Raw genomic sequence first — 13,870 nt, 5'->3', positions numbered from 1 at the left:
TCCTAGTTAAAGCACGTTATTTACATACATGCATAATTGCTGATATAGTTCCTCTGCATAATCCTTCTGACCACGAATATATTTCTCTTTTAAATTATAAAAACAAATTTCAAGATATTCCTTATCATGATGCTGTTGAAACGGTTTCCTATCCTTTACTGGTCCCAAGCCATCAAAGTAACGATTCATTTTTTCATATGTTCTAATTTGATAACCGCGCTTCTTCATTTCTTCCATGACTTTTTCGCTATACACATACAGGTCCTCTTTAGGGTATTCGTAGACATAATTAATCAAAATATGCTGGTCTTCTTTAGCAAATATGCTATTTAGCTCTCTCCACTGTGAAAGTAGCTGCCCTTTCGGTAAATACTCGATTAAATCTACATGCCATAACCTCATTTGCCTCTCCTCTTCCTATTAATCAATCCTATCAATATGTTTTTATTATGAATATTACATTAGCAAGGTCAAGGAATTGGATTCAAATGGCGAGTCGAACTATATGCATTCATTAACTCCCATACCTTCTTCCTTAAAAATGTTCATACTAGATTTGCATAATTCTTATATTAAAAAGTTATTCCCCCATTCAAAATGTTCTTTTATTTTTCCCCGATTTTTCGTTACCACGCTTAAAATTACCCGTAATTTTAGCTAACAATAACTGGATTTCCTTTGTTTGACCCTCCACTTTATGAATTTTTGCTAGAAGATGCTCAGCCTCGTTCTCCTTCACGATTTTAATTTGTTTACCTTCATAATAAATAACAATTGTCCCTTTTTTTGTGATTTGATAAGTAAATGGTTCTTCGTTTAGCCTATTTCGTTTATCTATCCCGCTCACAACTCCACCCCGATTTCTTTCATTCAACGAAACTCTACGTTGATTTAAATTAAACCTTTAAAACAACTCCTTTTGGTTTACTATCAAATAGCAGCAACTGAGCAATCTTTATTGATAGATTAGTTCCTCTCTGCTTGTTTTTGCCAGTAAACTCTTCACCATGCCCATTACCAATATGTTATTATTTACATATATTACACAATTACGAGATTTAAAGGAAACTAAAAGCTAGTTATGAATATTTGTTGCCTTTCGTCACTTTAGACATATTAATAAAGCCTACGTTCCTCATAATAATTAAATTAATTATTATGAGGAACGTAGGCTTTAATGGTTGATCCATGACCGAAAATTATATTTTCATATGTAAATAAACCCTCTAAACATATATTTTGTCAAACAATGAATGTTTAGAAGGTTTATATTAAGAGGATTTATGTTTACTGAAATGTTCTCAAAAATGAGCAAGTGCCCATTTATATATAACGTGCATGGGCTCGGAGATATTTTTCCACGTCATTGTACAACCCTGATTGATTTGCGTATTTGACATAATTTTTTGCTGTACGCAGCCAATCTAATGTAGAAGGCTGAAGTTCTTGTAGTGCCATTACTAAATCATCGGTAGTAATCGGCCTTTCATTACCTGATAGTAATATTTCTTCTAGCACGTTTTCAGTAGCTAATTCCACTACATTTGCTATATCTGCACCTGAGAAAAATCGCGTTTTGGCTGCTAATACGGTTGTATCAACATTTTCAACGAACCTTCCCTTTAATTTCAAATTAAAAATTTGCTCTCTGGCTTTTTCATCTGGTGGCGCAACAAAGATGAGTCGATCAAATCTACCAGGTCTTTTTAAAGCACTATCAACATCCCAAGGTGTATTGGTAGCAGCCATCACTAAAACCTCATCATTGTTAGTATCCACACCCTCCATCTCCGTAAGAAATGTATCAATGATACCTCGAACGTGTGAGGTTGTTTGAGATCGGCTCATCCCGATTGTATCAACTTCATCAAAAAACAGAATGCTGGGCTTTTGGAAACGAGCTTTATCAAATATAGCTTTTAAATTTTGTTCACTTACACCTATATAAGGATCTAAAATATCTGTAATATGAACGGGATAAAAATTAGCCTTACATTCTCCCGCTGTCGCTTTAGCGATATAGGTTTTCCCACAGCCAGGTGGTCCATAAAGAAGAACGCCACCCCCGACTTTTTTACGGAACTTTGCAAACAATCCCTTGTTATAAAATGGACTAATAATACGTAAGTTAATCGTTTTTTTTAAATCCTCAAGACCAGCAACATCCGCAAAGGTCACTGTTTCGTTGACTTTTTTCATGGCTTTTTTTGTGGCGTCGCCATCAATCACCTTAAACTTCGGCTCAAGATTTTTTAATTTCCCATTTTCCACCTGAATGTCAGAACAGCCCTCTAAATGATCTTGCTCCTCCTCAGCTATTGTGGCCACATAATCATCTTCAATAGGTGATGCGGCTAGGTCTTCATTGCCATTAGGAAGGCTAGCACCCTGTTGAATTTGTGAACTAGCCTTTGTTAACTCATGAATGATGTCTTTCTGCAATGCCACATCAGTACAATGTGAGAGACCAGTAGAATAAGATTGAACCGCTTCAAGCCAACGCTGATGATCAGCAAGTTCTTTGCCAAGCCACAAATACCCTTGTGGATCATTAGGATTTTGCTCTACCATTTGTTGTAACCATTTTATTTTATCCATACTTGTAGCCCCTTATTTTTCTTAATCCCTTTACAAGAGGAAATGAAATCCATGTATATAATGCTAATGCAATATAACATTTTATAAATAGAACCGCTGCCGTATTAAAACCTAAACCTAGTAATGAAAAGTAAATGACCACTCCCATCAGCCAAATGACAGCAGTGCCTCCTACATGTTCAATGAGGCGACTAGGTGCTAATAGCGGGTGTACCGACAGTTCAGACTCCTCTAATAATTCATACAATTCTTTATCCTCAGGGTTAAGCAGAAATGCCTGTCTAAAATATTCTTGTGCTTCTTTTTCTTTGTTATGAAAGGCAGCATGGATTCCTAAGTGTAATAGTTTAGATAATTCACTATCACTTGAATTCATATATTGCTCCAATGCAAGCACTCGTTGTTTTTTAGGGCTATTAATCTCCTCTAATATAAAATAGTTACGTAATACAATACTATTTTCAGGATCCATCTCACGTGCTTTAGTAATTAATTGTTTCGCTTTTTTTCGATGCCCCATTTTTTTCATTAGAACTGCATAAGAAGCATGGTTTACAGCACTATCTGGATTGGCTCGTAATGCTTCTAGAAAAGCTTCCTCGGCCTCCTTCCAATGCTCCTTTTTCATATAAATATAGCCGAGATGATGGAAAATCGATTCTTCACAAAAACCTAAATTCAGAGCTTCCTTTAATTGCAATTCAGCTCGATTATAATCTCCCATCGCATAATGACTATAGCCTAATATATACCATAGTCGGCTGTTTTCAAGATGTTCATCTAATACTCCATGAATAAGTTCAATCGTTTGTGCATATTTTCCTATTTCAAAATAGTGTTCTATTAATTCAAATACTGCTTCTTCATAGTTTTCATTCATTTCTATATCTTCATGTTCAATCATTCTGTAGTAAAACTCCTTTTTAAAGCGCTAATAGGAATGCCATAGCGAGGTATTCGATAAACCCAGAAATCATACATGCTAGAAAGCCAGGCTTCCATAAGGACTCAGTTTGTCCACCAACAGCTAGATGATCTTTATAGGGCCTATTTAAAAAGGCGAAAAAAATAAAAAATCCTGCCACTGCAATAATTCGTCCAAAAACCTTTATGTAGTTTTCATCAATCGCTAGGATTCCCTGTCCGATGGCATATACCATTATTAGTTTTCCTGTAATTAGTAAACCGCTAAGAATTGTTAGTATACGTATATATTTTTTCTCAAGTTTTAGCCACTTAGCATTTTGGACACCTAATGCTGTTATAGCAATAATTCCTCCTAAAAAAGCGACGAAAAATAAATTGTTTACATTATAACTTCGTGTTCGATCCTCATTTTCGCTTATTAAGCTAGGTTGATAAATATTTTCCATTATCTCTCATCTTCATCCTTTACAATTTTTGTCTCCCCTATCTGGGACTCTTCCATTTTCTTAAGCCTTTTACAATGGGAATAGATATAAAATAATAAAGTGTTAAAAAAATAGAAAAGCCCAGAAGGTGATTGACAAAGTTATCGTTTAAAATAAACGTGTCAAGAAGGATACATAGTATAATCCACATCATTAAAACAAAGCCAATCCCGCCTAATCGCTCTACTATACGATTGGGAAGTAAAAGTGGGTGCGTTTTAATTTCCAATTCCTCTAAAGTTGCTAAAATTCCTTTATCCTCAGGTTTCATTATAAAGGCTTGGTGATAATATTCTTTAGCTTCCTTAAATCGATTATAAAAGGCAACACTCCAGCCTAGATGGATGAACTTTGCGAACTCACTATCCGCTGAATTCATATAAAGTGCTAAAGCAGTATTGTGCTTTTCCTTTTTTGCAGCCATTTCGGTAAGTAAATAGTGGTGTAAAACGACTGTACTGTTAGGATCTAATGCTAGAGCTTTTTCTAATAATAAACTGCCTTTTTTTCTATGATCCGTCATGTTCATCAAAATAGCATACGCTGAATAAACATCCGCATCATTTGGATTATTATGTAATGCTTCCCAAAAAGCTTCTTCTGCTTTTTGCCACTGCTCTGTTACCACATAGATGCCGCCTAAAAAATAGTAAATTGCGCTCTTATCATAACCTAACTGAAATGCTTTATGAAATGGCTCTAACGCTTCTTCATATTGACCTTTGGCCTAATGACTGACAGCTAGTTTATACCACAATTCCTTATTTTCCATATCATCAGCTATTCCCTGTTCCACTAAGGCAATAACATTTGTGTACTTTCCAAGCGTAAAATAATGTTCAATAAGAGCCATAGGTGTATTTTCCTTTTCACTGTTCATGCACATGAATTCCTTCCTTAATAAGCTAGGACACCTTCTCTAAGAAAACCATCTATAAAGATGGAAAGTAAACAATAGATAATCCCTCGCCAGTACAAGGATTGTGTGTCCCCTACAAATACTAAATGTTCTTTATAAGGTCTCTTTAGAATAATGAAAAAGATAAAATAACTTACTCCAGCCAGTAATCGATTGATAAGTACATCCATTTCTGCGGACAAAGGAAGGCAAGCATAGCAGATGATAGTAGCTGTATTGAGGATTATACTGATTACTATCAGTAGTCTGATGTAATGCTTATCTAGTTTGAGTGCGTGTGCATTTATAAACCCAATGATCGTAACAGCAAGTAGACCTCCAATAAAGGCAACGATGACTAAATTATGTATGATAAAGCTTTTTGTCTTGCCAACTTTCTTACCATTTAAGCTTGATGTTTAAAGTGAATGCAAGCATACATCAGCCTCCTTCTAGTTTATTACATATCCCTTCGACATTTTGTATTATACATTTATTTATTAATATTGGAAACTATTTCTTTAAATGTATAATTTCCTACTTAGGTGTAAAAGATTGCAGTGTTTTTTACTATACTTAAATGGCAATAAGATCAGATGGAGCAAAATGATATCCCTGCTTTATTGAATTGAAATAAGGAAAACATATGGTGGTTTATATATCTTGGAGCTTCATCGTGAGGATCATAAAATCGGGCTAGGGAACGCGTGTGATAAAAAACAAAAGAGAAAAGCAACAAATGATTTTATCAAATTAGAAGATTTACTAAAGATAGCAAAAGAAATCCCTTCATATTTCCCCTACCTTGCTATCCAAATGCGGTTCACAATACTTCTTCTCTTCGCTTTTCAACTTTTCATGGCAAACCAATTCATCAACACATCCACATTTTGATGTCAAAAAGGCAAAGATTTGTTATTTAAGAAATGGCTTTTCTATTGTCAGTGAATCCCCAATTGATGGACAGGGCCGCCCCTACCCCATAAACGTTAGTCATCGGCAGTATTCCTTCTGCTTTTTTTGCTACAAATACTCCTACTATTCCATGATTACTATTATAATAATGTGATAAAATCAGATAAAAAAAGAAGGTCTTTGTATGTTAGAAAAATTAAATAGATTTCTCCAAAAATACATAGCGCTCCTGACACCATTAAGTTTAATTGTAGGTGTGTTCTTAGAAAGTGTTGGACATCATTTATTATTCCTTGTGTCATGGCTATTTGCATTCATGACATTCTCAGGAAGCTTATCCATGAAATTTAAAGATGTAAAGATTTTTACCAAACATCCTGCACTCATTTTATTCTCCATCATTTTTCTTCATCTCTTGATGCCTTTATGGGCTTATTTTTTATCCACCGTTATTTTCGATGACCATTTGTTGACGGTTGGCTTTGTCTTAGCTGTCGCCCTCCCAACAGGTGTAACCAGTGTGATTTGGATTAATATTTGTAGAGGCAATTTACCGTTAGGCTTATCGATTATTTTAATTGATACGTTACTCGCTCCATTCATTCTTCCCTTCATACTCTATATCGTGTCGGGTGAAAAAATTGAATTGGATGTAGCCTCACTGATTGTGAATTTATTGCTGATGATTGTGTTACCTACGATTTTAGGCATATTGGTGAATGAGCTTTCCAAGGGCGAAATACCTAAAAAGTATGGCAAGAAGCTGGCTCCTTTTTCAAAGCTATGTTTATTTGCGGTCATCATGATTAACAGTAGTGCAATCTCACCCTATTTAAAAAATATAAACTTACAACTATTTTTCGTCATACTTTTAGTGTTCTTGCTTGCTGTGTCAGGCTATGCTTTTGCTTATCTAATTGGTCGGACGCTTTTAAAAGACGCTCCTCAAATGGCGACCTTTGTCTTTACAGGCGGTATGAGAAATATAGCTGTCGGGGTCATTGTTGCCACAACATACTTTCCAGGTAAAGTCGCTATGCCTGTTGTGTTCGGTATGCTCTTTCAACAGGTGCTAGCTTCTGTTTTTAGTAAATTGGTGACAAAAAGCTCCGTTGTATAGACGGTGTTTTTATTTTAGATTTACATTTATACTAAATAGGAAAATCTTTTTATTTTACATTTGAAGGGTGTGCTGATATGTCATTCCATTTCCAAATTACATCACCAAAAATACCTACTAATCTCAAAAAGGCAAATTTTCAGGATATTTTTTATGATGAAGAACCGTATTTAACAAATGGCATGATTGCTGATACGGTCATTGATCACGAAGAAGTTGAACGATTCATTGTATCTAAATTTATGTTTAAAAATGTCACATTCATCAATTGTACTTTTAAAAAAATTGATCTAACGGATGTCATTTTTGAAAACTGTGATTTGTCTAACTCAAACTTAAGTGAAGGCATCATTCATAGAGTGGCTTTTAAAAACTGTAAATTATTAGGGCTGAATTTTACTGAAGCTAATCTTGGGAATGTTTCATTTGAAAATTGTATTGCAAACTTATGCAATTTCCCTGAAGTGCGTTTCAAACAAGTATTATTTGATAACACCTCCCTACAGGGTGCAAATTATTATGATTGTTTACTAAATAAAGTAGCGTTTCATGAAAGTGATTTAAATGATGTTGATTTTTCTCAAACTTCCTTAAAAAGCATAGACATCAGTACATGTAAATTTAAAAGACTGCAAGTAACTCCTGAAAGTTTAAATGGCTGTGAAGTATCTTCTGAACAAGCGATAGGCTTTGCTTCATTACTAGGATTGAAGGTTAAATACTAGTTTAAGGGCTTAAAAGTTTAAGAAAAAAATAAAGCGCTTATCCTTTTTTATGGATAGCGCTCACTACTTTTTCAGTTCTATCCTGCACTTTTAGAATTCTTTCCTTCTATTTGAGGGCTATCCCCCACTTTGAGCGTTCTATCCGTTACTTTTTTAGTTTTATCCGCTACTTTTTTAGTTTTATCCTGCACTTTTAGCATTCTTTCCTTCTATTTGAGGGCTATCCTCCACTTTGAGTATTCTATCCGTTACTTTTTTAGTTTTATCCGCTACTTTTTTAATTCTATCCTGCACTTTCGGAATTCTATCCTTCTATTTAGGGCTATCCTCCACTTTGAACGTTTTATCCGCTATTTTTTTAGTTCTATCCTGCACTTTTAGAATTCTTTCCTGCTATTTGAGGGCCATCCTCTAAAGTGTTCATTCATTCAATTCACCTGCTATCCTTATTAATTAGGCGACCAATCGGAAAGAAACCGACTGCTAAGCCTTCTGCTGTCGTGGTTACTTCTCCTTCGATTGTCTTTATTTAAAAGCTAAAATCGTAAATTCCCATGGGATATTTTCATTTTTCCAACCACGATGCTCATCAAATTTCTTTAATTTGAAACCCGATGTGATGACAGCATTTATTATCTCACTAAGTGTATAAAATCGTATAGATACATCAGGAAAGTCCTGTTGTTCATGCTCATCAAAGAAATGCTTATACGCTACGTCTCCATTTTGTAATTCTTGGTCAAAATAACCTTGTTGGATTTGATATTGGCATTCAGCGTTAGGCCCTTTAACTATACATCTTCTTAAAGGATGAAAATCACTGAGAATCATTTCCCCACCATCTTTTAGTAAAGAAAACAGAATCAACATAAATTTATCAATATCATTAAAATAGTGCAATATGCCACCTTCCAAATAGATCATATCAAAATGACATCGATACTTTGTTAAGTCAATTTCATCAATATCAGTGACAATATAATGAATAGAGGTATTTGCATGCTCTGCTAATTCCAAGGCATATTTTTGGTTTTCTGTTGAAATATCAAATACGGTTACTTCAGCACCTAATAATGCTAATGGTACTGCTTTTCTGCCATTTGAACCGCAAATATTGGCAATCTTCTTTCCTTCAATATGTTCAAAGTATTGTTTGTGCTTTTTCAGACATGCGCTAGGGTTTTCTAATATATGAATAGCCAAATCCTTTGGAGTGCCGTTACTTTTATGCCAAAATTCATATGCTCGATATTCCCACGCCTTTTTATTTTTTATGCTTTGTTCATTCATCTTCAGTAAGATTCCTCCTAAGTAGAGCGCTGATAAGTTTTTAATATTCGATGATCCTACACCTACATTTATCCATGCTACAGGATGACGTCTGATTATAGAAGAAGCGACAACATTTCCCCTCGAAATGAATGACACAGTTAAAAATATCTAATTTTAGAGGGCGTATAATTTTAATAGCTCATGGATTGATAAACGAGTAGTAGCGTCCACTTTAACAAAATACGGTGATTGCCACTTTTTAGTTGCGATTGCCTGTTTGCTGGTGGGCGTATCCCAACTTGGGTAAACTCTAATAGCCATTTTCCCCTTTGTATTAGCCGTTTTAAGGATGTTTTGTTGTAAAAGAACTTCTTTTGGAAATACAAATTGGCCAAAATCACCATTAGTATGAAAAGTGTTTATTACCAGTAAATCAGTGGCGTTCTCATATGAAAATGCTTGGTTTTTATTAGCAGCATCCTTTTCCCAAAAGGAAACAAACTGTCCTACCTTGGTAGGCGTTATTTTTGCGACTCTAAATCTAACAGATTTCGAATCCAACTGAAAAATCCCAGCCCCGTAATCAGCATTTTGAGTTTCCTCTTGGATGTTTTTTATAGTCAAATGATGAGGTTCATAAAGTAATTCATTTACATATGTTAACGCTTTATTAAATTCATTCATAGTTTTACTCCCTATCTTATACGACGAATACCAGTATATCATCTGCGGACTTGTTACTGTAATGGCTTTAAACCATTAGTCTCTTCATTTTGATTTACTAACCAAAGCTGTATATAAAAGGATATGACATAATTAATTCATTTCTTCTGTTAAAAATCTTTCTCCAAAAGTTGTCATTATGACTTTAGATAGATCGACAGAGTAAACTCTTTCATCGTTATATGTATCATCATCGTCAAACCAATAAATTGTAACATCAGCAATATATGCTCTATCATGCATATACTCAATAAGATCTGCCCACATGTCTATATTAAAATTGTAATCTGTATGAACAGGTATATTGCCATTTTTGAGTTCATTTAAGATTTTAAGTATTATTTCTTTGTTTTCCATTAACAGCATCACCTTCCGAAATCCCCAAAGCCGTGTGTGGTACGATTATTGCTTTATGATTGTTAATCAGGATAAACGCTCATCGCTTTCTGCTCAAAGAAAAATTAGTTTTTGATTTTCATATCCCCATGTGATAGATATAATAATTGCCCTCAGACAGTTGTTTAGATATAGAACTCATTTTTTCAAATTTGGCTATCGCATAGTCTCTATCGAAACGCAGTAATTCATCCTCAGAGTAATCATGGTAATAAATCATTTTGAGGATTTCTTCTGGACCATTTTTTAATAAATCACACCAAGCAGTGAAAATCGAAATAAGGGAAGTTGCCGAATGTTCATCAAATAGGGTGACACCAATGTTATTAAAGCCTATGTGTTGAGGCATTCCAGGCAAGCTTGGGTTCCTGCATGGAATCCATGTAAGCGAATCAAAAATATAATCAACGATGTTGTCTTCAAGTCCAATGTATGCAACAATTAAATCTTTGTATTGCTCTATGTCTCTCCAAAAATATTCAAAAAACTCTTCATCTTGTGTTTCAGTCTTTTTTATTAAATAAAAATCATGCATAAATACCCTCCATATAAATTAAAATCACTCAATGGAATTAATAACCATTTTATCATATCATGTTCAGTCAATTTGTATTAAATATTTTTCTTCGCTAAAGTAGTTTGCTTCGTTATTTGAATGAAATATAGCCCCCCAAACCATCGTTTGATAGCCTATGTTAAAAATTATGGTCTCCTTGTGAAATCACTATTACTTAAGATTTTTAAAATGTAGTTTGATTGATTTACATTGATTCAAAATGATGCGAATGTGCTACTAAGGGTTGAAGGTTCTTTAGGAAAACTGGACTTTTCGCAAAATCGGCTTACAGGGACAGAGCCTTACTACATTTTATTGAAGTAAGGCTCCTTAAAGTTGTTTAAAAAGTTCCTTTTGCACACTTGACTTTCCCCTGCACAGGAAACTGTATACTTACATTAAGTTATTAGATTGGAGATGATATTGTGTTTAAAATCAGTGAATTTTCTAGACTAAGCAAAGTATCCTTAAAAACATTGCGCTATTATGATCAGATTGGCCTTTTAAAGCCGAGAAAGGTGGACGATGACACTGGCTACCGATACTATTCAGCAGACCAATTACTTGAGCTCAATCGAATCTTTCTCTATAAGGAATTGGGGTTCACCTTGCCACAGATTATACGTTTGCTCCACGATGATATTTCGTTGAAGGATATTCAAGGGATGTTTAAGCTGAAAAAAAGTGAAATCCAACTGATTATCGATACGGAACAAGCCAAGCTCGCACGGATTGAAGAGCGTATGCAGCTTTTAGAACGAGAGGGACAAGTGGAATCAGATCAAGAAATCCGAATCAAGGCAGAAGGTGTTCAGCAGTTCCTTTCATTGAAAGCACGTGGGAGAGAAGAAGATATTCCAGACCTGTTTCGTACATTTAATCAATTATTAAAAAAGGAAATGCGCCATTTGGCTCAAAGTCCCCAGGTCGTTTTATGGAAAGAAATAGAGGAAAAAGAAGATGAGTTTGAATTTGAAGTCGGTTATTTTTTAACCAAGGAGCTTCCATCATTCCCTGATACATTTCAACTACGGACGCTTCCTCCAGAGCCGATGATGGCCACAATGACCTTTCGTTCGGATTCTAACTTTGCCTGTACGGCCTGTGTTGATTTAGCTAACTGGATTGTGAAAAATAACTATCAGATCAAGGAAAACGAACCAGGTAGAGAAATATATTTACCATTATCTACAACACAAAACGTCCAATTAATGGAAATACAAATACCTATTACAAATAGATAGCTGAAAGAAGAGTGAATTGAGTTGAAAAATAATCTAATTATCTATGTTCTATCGCTTGTTGTTTTTCTAATCGGAACCGTTGAGTACATTATTACAGGCGTTATTGAAATGATTGCAGTAGACTTTGGAGTAACAATTTCAGAAGCTGGGTTATTAGTGACATTATTTGCCCTAGCCGCAGCCATTTTCGCTCCAATTCTCATTGCGCTCACCATAAATATGGATCGCAAAAAGTTGCTTATGGCTACCGTTAGTGTGTTATTGTTAGCAACGGGCTAATGTTTATAATCTCTACGTTTGAATTCGCACTATGGATACGAATTATTCAAGGGGTTAGCGGAGGAATCGCTACAGTGGTAGCCATGGCAGTAGCTACTCGACTAGTTGAAAAAGAACGAAGAGGCCGTGCTATCGGCATAATTTTGATGGGCCTAAGCAGTTCGCTTGTGCTGGGTGTTCCAATTGGCACATTTTTTAGCGAAATGTTTGGATGGAGAGTTTTATTTATGTTGATCGGTTTATTAACCATTCTTCCATTGCTTATCCTCTATAAAAAAGTTCCAGTAATCAAGGAAGAAGAAGCCGTTACCCTCCGGTCGCAGCTTTCCATTTTAAAAGATTCAAAAATTCTAACTGCACTGGCTATTACTTTATTTTATGTAGGTGGCTACGCTACCCTATTTACTTATATAACGCCTTTCTTGCAAGCCACATCCACTCTTTCTATAACCGAAATTAGCGGCATTCTATTTCTGGCTGGAATCTGTAGCTTCCTTGGATCAAGAATGGGTGGGCAATTGGCTGATGCAAAGGGTTCGCATTTCACCATTTATTTTGGCTTGCTGCTACAAGCAACAACGCTCCTCTTATTTGCATTAGCTGGTATCAATCTCTTTGTATTGATCTTAGTTTTAATGATTTTTATGGTAGCAACATGGAGTATTTCCCCAGCCCAGCAGCTCCTTCTTGTCACGCTAGTACCTCGAAATCCAGACATAGCCCTAAGTATAAATACCTCCTTTATCCAATTCGGTTTTGCGCTAGGGTCTGCATTAGGTGGATTTGTCATCGGCCATACCTCTGTCCTAAACTTGAATTGGGTAGGTTTTGGCATTGTAAGCATGGCTTTATTCCTTGCTATCTTGCTATTCAAAAAAATGAATAGTAGGACTGAAACTCCTTTTATGACTAAAGTAAAATATTAAATGTTTTTATCCTACCTTTATATTGAAAATCGGCATATTCAATATAAAGGTAGTTTTTCTAATCCATTCACACTTTCAGCTCTTTGCAATGCCTTCCTTTGTATCAACATCCTCATGCCCAACGAATAGGAAGTAAATCACCTATCGTCAAGATCTTATTCTCTCCTATCATTACTTCGCATTGATAGTCATCATCATGAATTTGACAAATAAACTCTCTACATCTTCCGCACGATGGTATGATTGTTCCATCCTTGTAAACTGCAATGATTCCTTTTATTTTACATTCACCATCCGTAATCATCGCTGCTATCGCTTCGTGTTCTGCACAAAATCCCATAGAGCAAGGCATATCGAAACACACCCCTTTATACCTTACCATTTTCGCATAAAATGGCAGCAGCAACAGAACCTGCATAAGATTTTTTGAAATTTGTTTTGGATTTAAAGCACCTTTTGCTATAGTATATAATTCTTCAAATTCCATCATTTCCATCCCCTTATTAAACTAATTTTTTCTGTTTAACTAGATGATCTAGCTTACTGTTAATTTATCTGACTCCATCATATACTTAAGTAACGAAAAGGAGGCTAAAAAATGAAACATCAACCTTTGCACCCATGGCAAAAAGAACATCATAAACGAGTAAAAGATTTCCATAAAAATCATTCGTTAGCAATAGAAAATGGCGAGAATGGCAATGGGTTGTTAGCTAAGTGGGAAAGATTTCTCTACAATAAGGGAAAAACTCTTTTTAAAGCTGCCAAATAATTAGCTGTTCTTTTGGACAGCTCTTTTTTTGATT

General features: G+C 35.1%; 16 protein-coding genes and 2 pseudogenes. 5 read left to right on the top strand and 13 right to left on the bottom strand.

Annotation, left to right across the window (positions count from 1 at the left end):
* Positions 1 to 6: 6 nt before the first annotated feature.
* From NST76_RS10015 to NST76_RS09985, 7 genes and pseudogenes are all read right to left on the bottom strand, one after another.
* The gene (locus NST76_RS10015) at positions 7 to 402 is read right to left on the bottom strand and encodes a pyrimidine dimer DNA glycosylase/endonuclease V (protein ID WP_036122666.1); all 396 of its coding nucleotides are present in this window, start codon (positions 400 to 402) and stop codon (positions 7 to 9) included.
* Between the two features lie 190 nt (positions 403 to 592).
* Positions 593 to 847, bottom strand: coding sequence for a hypothetical protein (locus NST76_RS10010; protein ID WP_340812693.1), 255 nt, complete (start codon positions 845 to 847; stop codon positions 593 to 595).
* Positions 848 to 1,323: 476 nt separating this feature from the next.
* The gene (locus NST76_RS10005; RefSeq protein ID WP_342545130.1) at positions 1,324 to 2,598 is read right to left on the bottom strand and encodes an ATP-binding protein; all 1,275 of its coding nucleotides are present in this window, start codon (positions 2,596 to 2,598) and stop codon (positions 1,324 to 1,326) included.
* The gene (locus tag NST76_RS10000) at positions 2,591 to 3,502 is read right to left on the bottom strand and encodes a tetratricopeptide repeat protein (RefSeq protein ID WP_342545129.1); all 912 of its coding nucleotides are present in this window, start codon (positions 3,500 to 3,502) and stop codon (positions 2,591 to 2,593) included. Before NST76_RS10000 ends, NST76_RS10005 begins: the two co-directional genes overlap by 8 nt.
* 19 nt (positions 3,503 to 3,521) lie before the next feature.
* Positions 3,522 to 3,971, bottom strand: coding sequence for a hypothetical protein (locus NST76_RS09995; protein ID WP_342545128.1), 450 nt, complete (start codon positions 3,969 to 3,971; stop codon positions 3,522 to 3,524).
* 37 nt (positions 3,972 to 4,008) lie between these two features.
* Positions 4,009 to 4,725: pseudogene (locus tag NST76_RS09990) on the bottom strand (hypothetical protein); the annotation flags it as partial.
* A gap of 12 nt (positions 4,726 to 4,737) precedes the next feature.
* On the bottom strand, positions 4,738 to 4,890 hold the full coding sequence (locus tag NST76_RS09985) for a hypothetical protein (protein ID WP_244504817.1): 153 nt from the start codon (positions 4,888 to 4,890) through the stop codon (positions 4,738 to 4,740).
* A gap of 1,117 nt (positions 4,891 to 6,007) precedes the next feature.
* On the opposite strand from NST76_RS09985, the gene NST76_RS09980 reads away from it, so the two are divergent.
* Positions 6,008 to 6,943 (top strand): bile acid:sodium symporter family protein, encoded by a 936-nt coding sequence (locus tag NST76_RS09980; RefSeq protein ID WP_036122672.1) that lies wholly within the window; start codon positions 6,008 to 6,010, stop codon positions 6,941 to 6,943.
* Between the two features lie 77 nt (positions 6,944 to 7,020).
* Entirely contained in the window at positions 7,021 to 7,668 is a 648-nt protein-coding gene (locus NST76_RS09975) for a pentapeptide repeat-containing protein (protein ID WP_342545127.1), read from the top strand.
* A gap of 77 nt (positions 7,669 to 7,745) precedes the next feature.
* On the opposite strand, the gene NST76_RS09970 is transcribed toward NST76_RS09975, so the two are convergent.
* From NST76_RS09970 to NST76_RS09950, 5 genes are all read right to left on the bottom strand, one after another.
* On the bottom strand, positions 7,746 to 7,868 hold the full coding sequence (locus NST76_RS09970; protein ID WP_342545126.1) for a hypothetical protein: 123 nt from the start codon (positions 7,866 to 7,868) through the stop codon (positions 7,746 to 7,748).
* Between the two features lie 325 nt (positions 7,869 to 8,193).
* Positions 8,194 to 8,958 carry a class I SAM-dependent methyltransferase gene (locus NST76_RS09965; protein WP_271913211.1) on the bottom strand — a complete coding sequence of 255 codons (765 nt, stop codon included), beginning with the start codon at positions 8,956 to 8,958 and terminating at the stop codon, positions 8,194 to 8,196.
* 156 nt (positions 8,959 to 9,114) lie between these two features.
* Positions 9,115 to 9,624: a MepB family protein gene (locus tag NST76_RS09960; RefSeq protein ID WP_340834098.1), complete on the bottom strand. Its 510-nt coding sequence runs from the start codon at positions 9,622 to 9,624 to the stop codon at positions 9,115 to 9,117.
* 132 nt (positions 9,625 to 9,756) lie between these two features.
* Positions 9,757 to 10,020 (bottom strand): hypothetical protein, encoded by a 264-nt coding sequence (locus NST76_RS09955; RefSeq protein WP_271913208.1) that lies wholly within the window; start codon positions 10,018 to 10,020, stop codon positions 9,757 to 9,759.
* Positions 10,021 to 10,138: 118 nt separating this feature from the next.
* Complete coding sequence (locus NST76_RS09950) at positions 10,139 to 10,594, bottom strand: hypothetical protein (RefSeq protein ID WP_271913207.1); 456 nt, start codon at positions 10,592 to 10,594, stop codon at positions 10,139 to 10,141.
* A 446-nt stretch (positions 10,595 to 11,040) separates the two neighbouring features.
* Here NST76_RS09950 and NST76_RS09945 point away from each other — a divergent pair, with 446 nt between their 5' ends.
* Both NST76_RS09945 and NST76_RS09940 read left to right on the top strand, forming a co-directional pair.
* Entirely contained in the window at positions 11,041 to 11,859 is an 819-nt protein-coding gene (locus NST76_RS09945; RefSeq protein WP_340834097.1) for a MerR family transcriptional regulator, read from the top strand.
* A gap of 21 nt (positions 11,860 to 11,880) precedes the next feature.
* A pseudogene (locus tag NST76_RS09940) lies at positions 11,881 to 13,064 on the top strand (MFS transporter).
* Positions 13,065 to 13,176: 112 nt separating this feature from the next.
* On the opposite strand, the gene NST76_RS09935 reads toward NST76_RS09940, so the two are convergent.
* On the bottom strand, positions 13,177 to 13,554 hold the full coding sequence (locus NST76_RS09935) for a cytidine deaminase (RefSeq protein ID WP_271913205.1): 378 nt from the start codon (positions 13,552 to 13,554) through the stop codon (positions 13,177 to 13,179).
* 108 nt (positions 13,555 to 13,662) lie between these two features.
* On the opposite strand from NST76_RS09935, the gene NST76_RS09930 reads away from it, so the two are divergent.
* Positions 13,663 to 13,836, top strand: a complete 174-nt coding sequence (locus tag NST76_RS09930; protein WP_342545121.1) for a hypothetical protein — start codon at positions 13,663 to 13,665, stop codon at positions 13,834 to 13,836.
* Positions 13,837 to 13,870 lie beyond the last annotated feature (34 nt).

This window comes from Lysinibacillus sp. FSL W7-1291 (genome assembly GCF_038593415.1).
GTDB classification, from domain to species: domain Bacteria; phylum Bacillota; class Bacilli; order Bacillales_A; family Planococcaceae; genus Lysinibacillus; species Lysinibacillus fusiformis_D.
The sequence above is the reverse complement of the archived record's forward strand: the minus strand, read 5'-3'. Positions and strand labels throughout refer to the sequence as shown.

Bases quoted from the DNA above. Each gene is read 5' to 3' on its own strand.
- NST76_RS09995 (WP_342545128.1), bottom strand. From the start codon at position 3,971: ATGGAAAATATTTATCAACCTAGCTTAATAAGCGAAAATGAGGATCGA.
- NST76_RS09980 (WP_036122672.1), top strand. From the start codon at position 6,008: ATGTTAGAAAAATTAAATAGATTTCTCCAAAAATACATAGCGCTCCTG.
- NST76_RS09975 (WP_342545127.1), top strand. From the start codon at position 7,021: ATGTCATTCCATTTCCAAATTACATCACCAAAAATACCTACTAATCTC.
- NST76_RS09935 (WP_271913205.1), bottom strand. From the start codon at position 13,554: ATGATGGAATTTGAAGAATTATATACTATAGCAAAAGGTGCTTTAAAT.
- NST76_RS09985 (WP_244504817.1), bottom strand. From the start codon at position 4,890: ATGAACAGTGAAAAGGAAAATACACCTATGGCTCTTATTGAACATTAT.
- NST76_RS09970 (WP_342545126.1), bottom strand. From the start codon at position 7,868: ATGCTAAAAGTGCAGGATAAAACTAAAAAAGTAGCGGATAAAACTAAA.
- NST76_RS10005 (WP_342545130.1), bottom strand. From the start codon at position 2,598: ATGGATAAAATAAAATGGTTACAACAAATGGTAGAGCAAAATCCTAAT.
- NST76_RS09965 (WP_271913211.1), bottom strand. From the start codon at position 8,958: ATGAATGAACAAAGCATAAAAAATAAAAAGGCGTGGGAATATCGAGCA.
- NST76_RS09950 (WP_271913207.1), bottom strand. From the start codon at position 10,594: ATGCATGATTTTTATTTAATAAAAAAGACTGAAACACAAGATGAAGAG.
- NST76_RS10015 (WP_036122666.1), bottom strand. From the start codon at position 402: ATGAGGTTATGGCATGTAGATTTAATCGAGTATTTACCGAAAGGGCAG.
- NST76_RS09930 (WP_342545121.1), top strand. From the start codon at position 13,663: ATGAAACATCAACCTTTGCACCCATGGCAAAAAGAACATCATAAACGA.
- NST76_RS09960 (WP_340834098.1), bottom strand. From the start codon at position 9,624: ATGAATGAATTTAATAAAGCGTTAACATATGTAAATGAATTACTTTAT.
- NST76_RS09955 (WP_271913208.1), bottom strand. From the start codon at position 10,020: ATGGAAAACAAAGAAATAATACTTAAAATCTTAAATGAACTCAAAAAT.
- NST76_RS10000 (WP_342545129.1), bottom strand. From the start codon at position 3,502: ATGATTGAACATGAAGATATAGAAATGAATGAAAACTATGAAGAAGCA.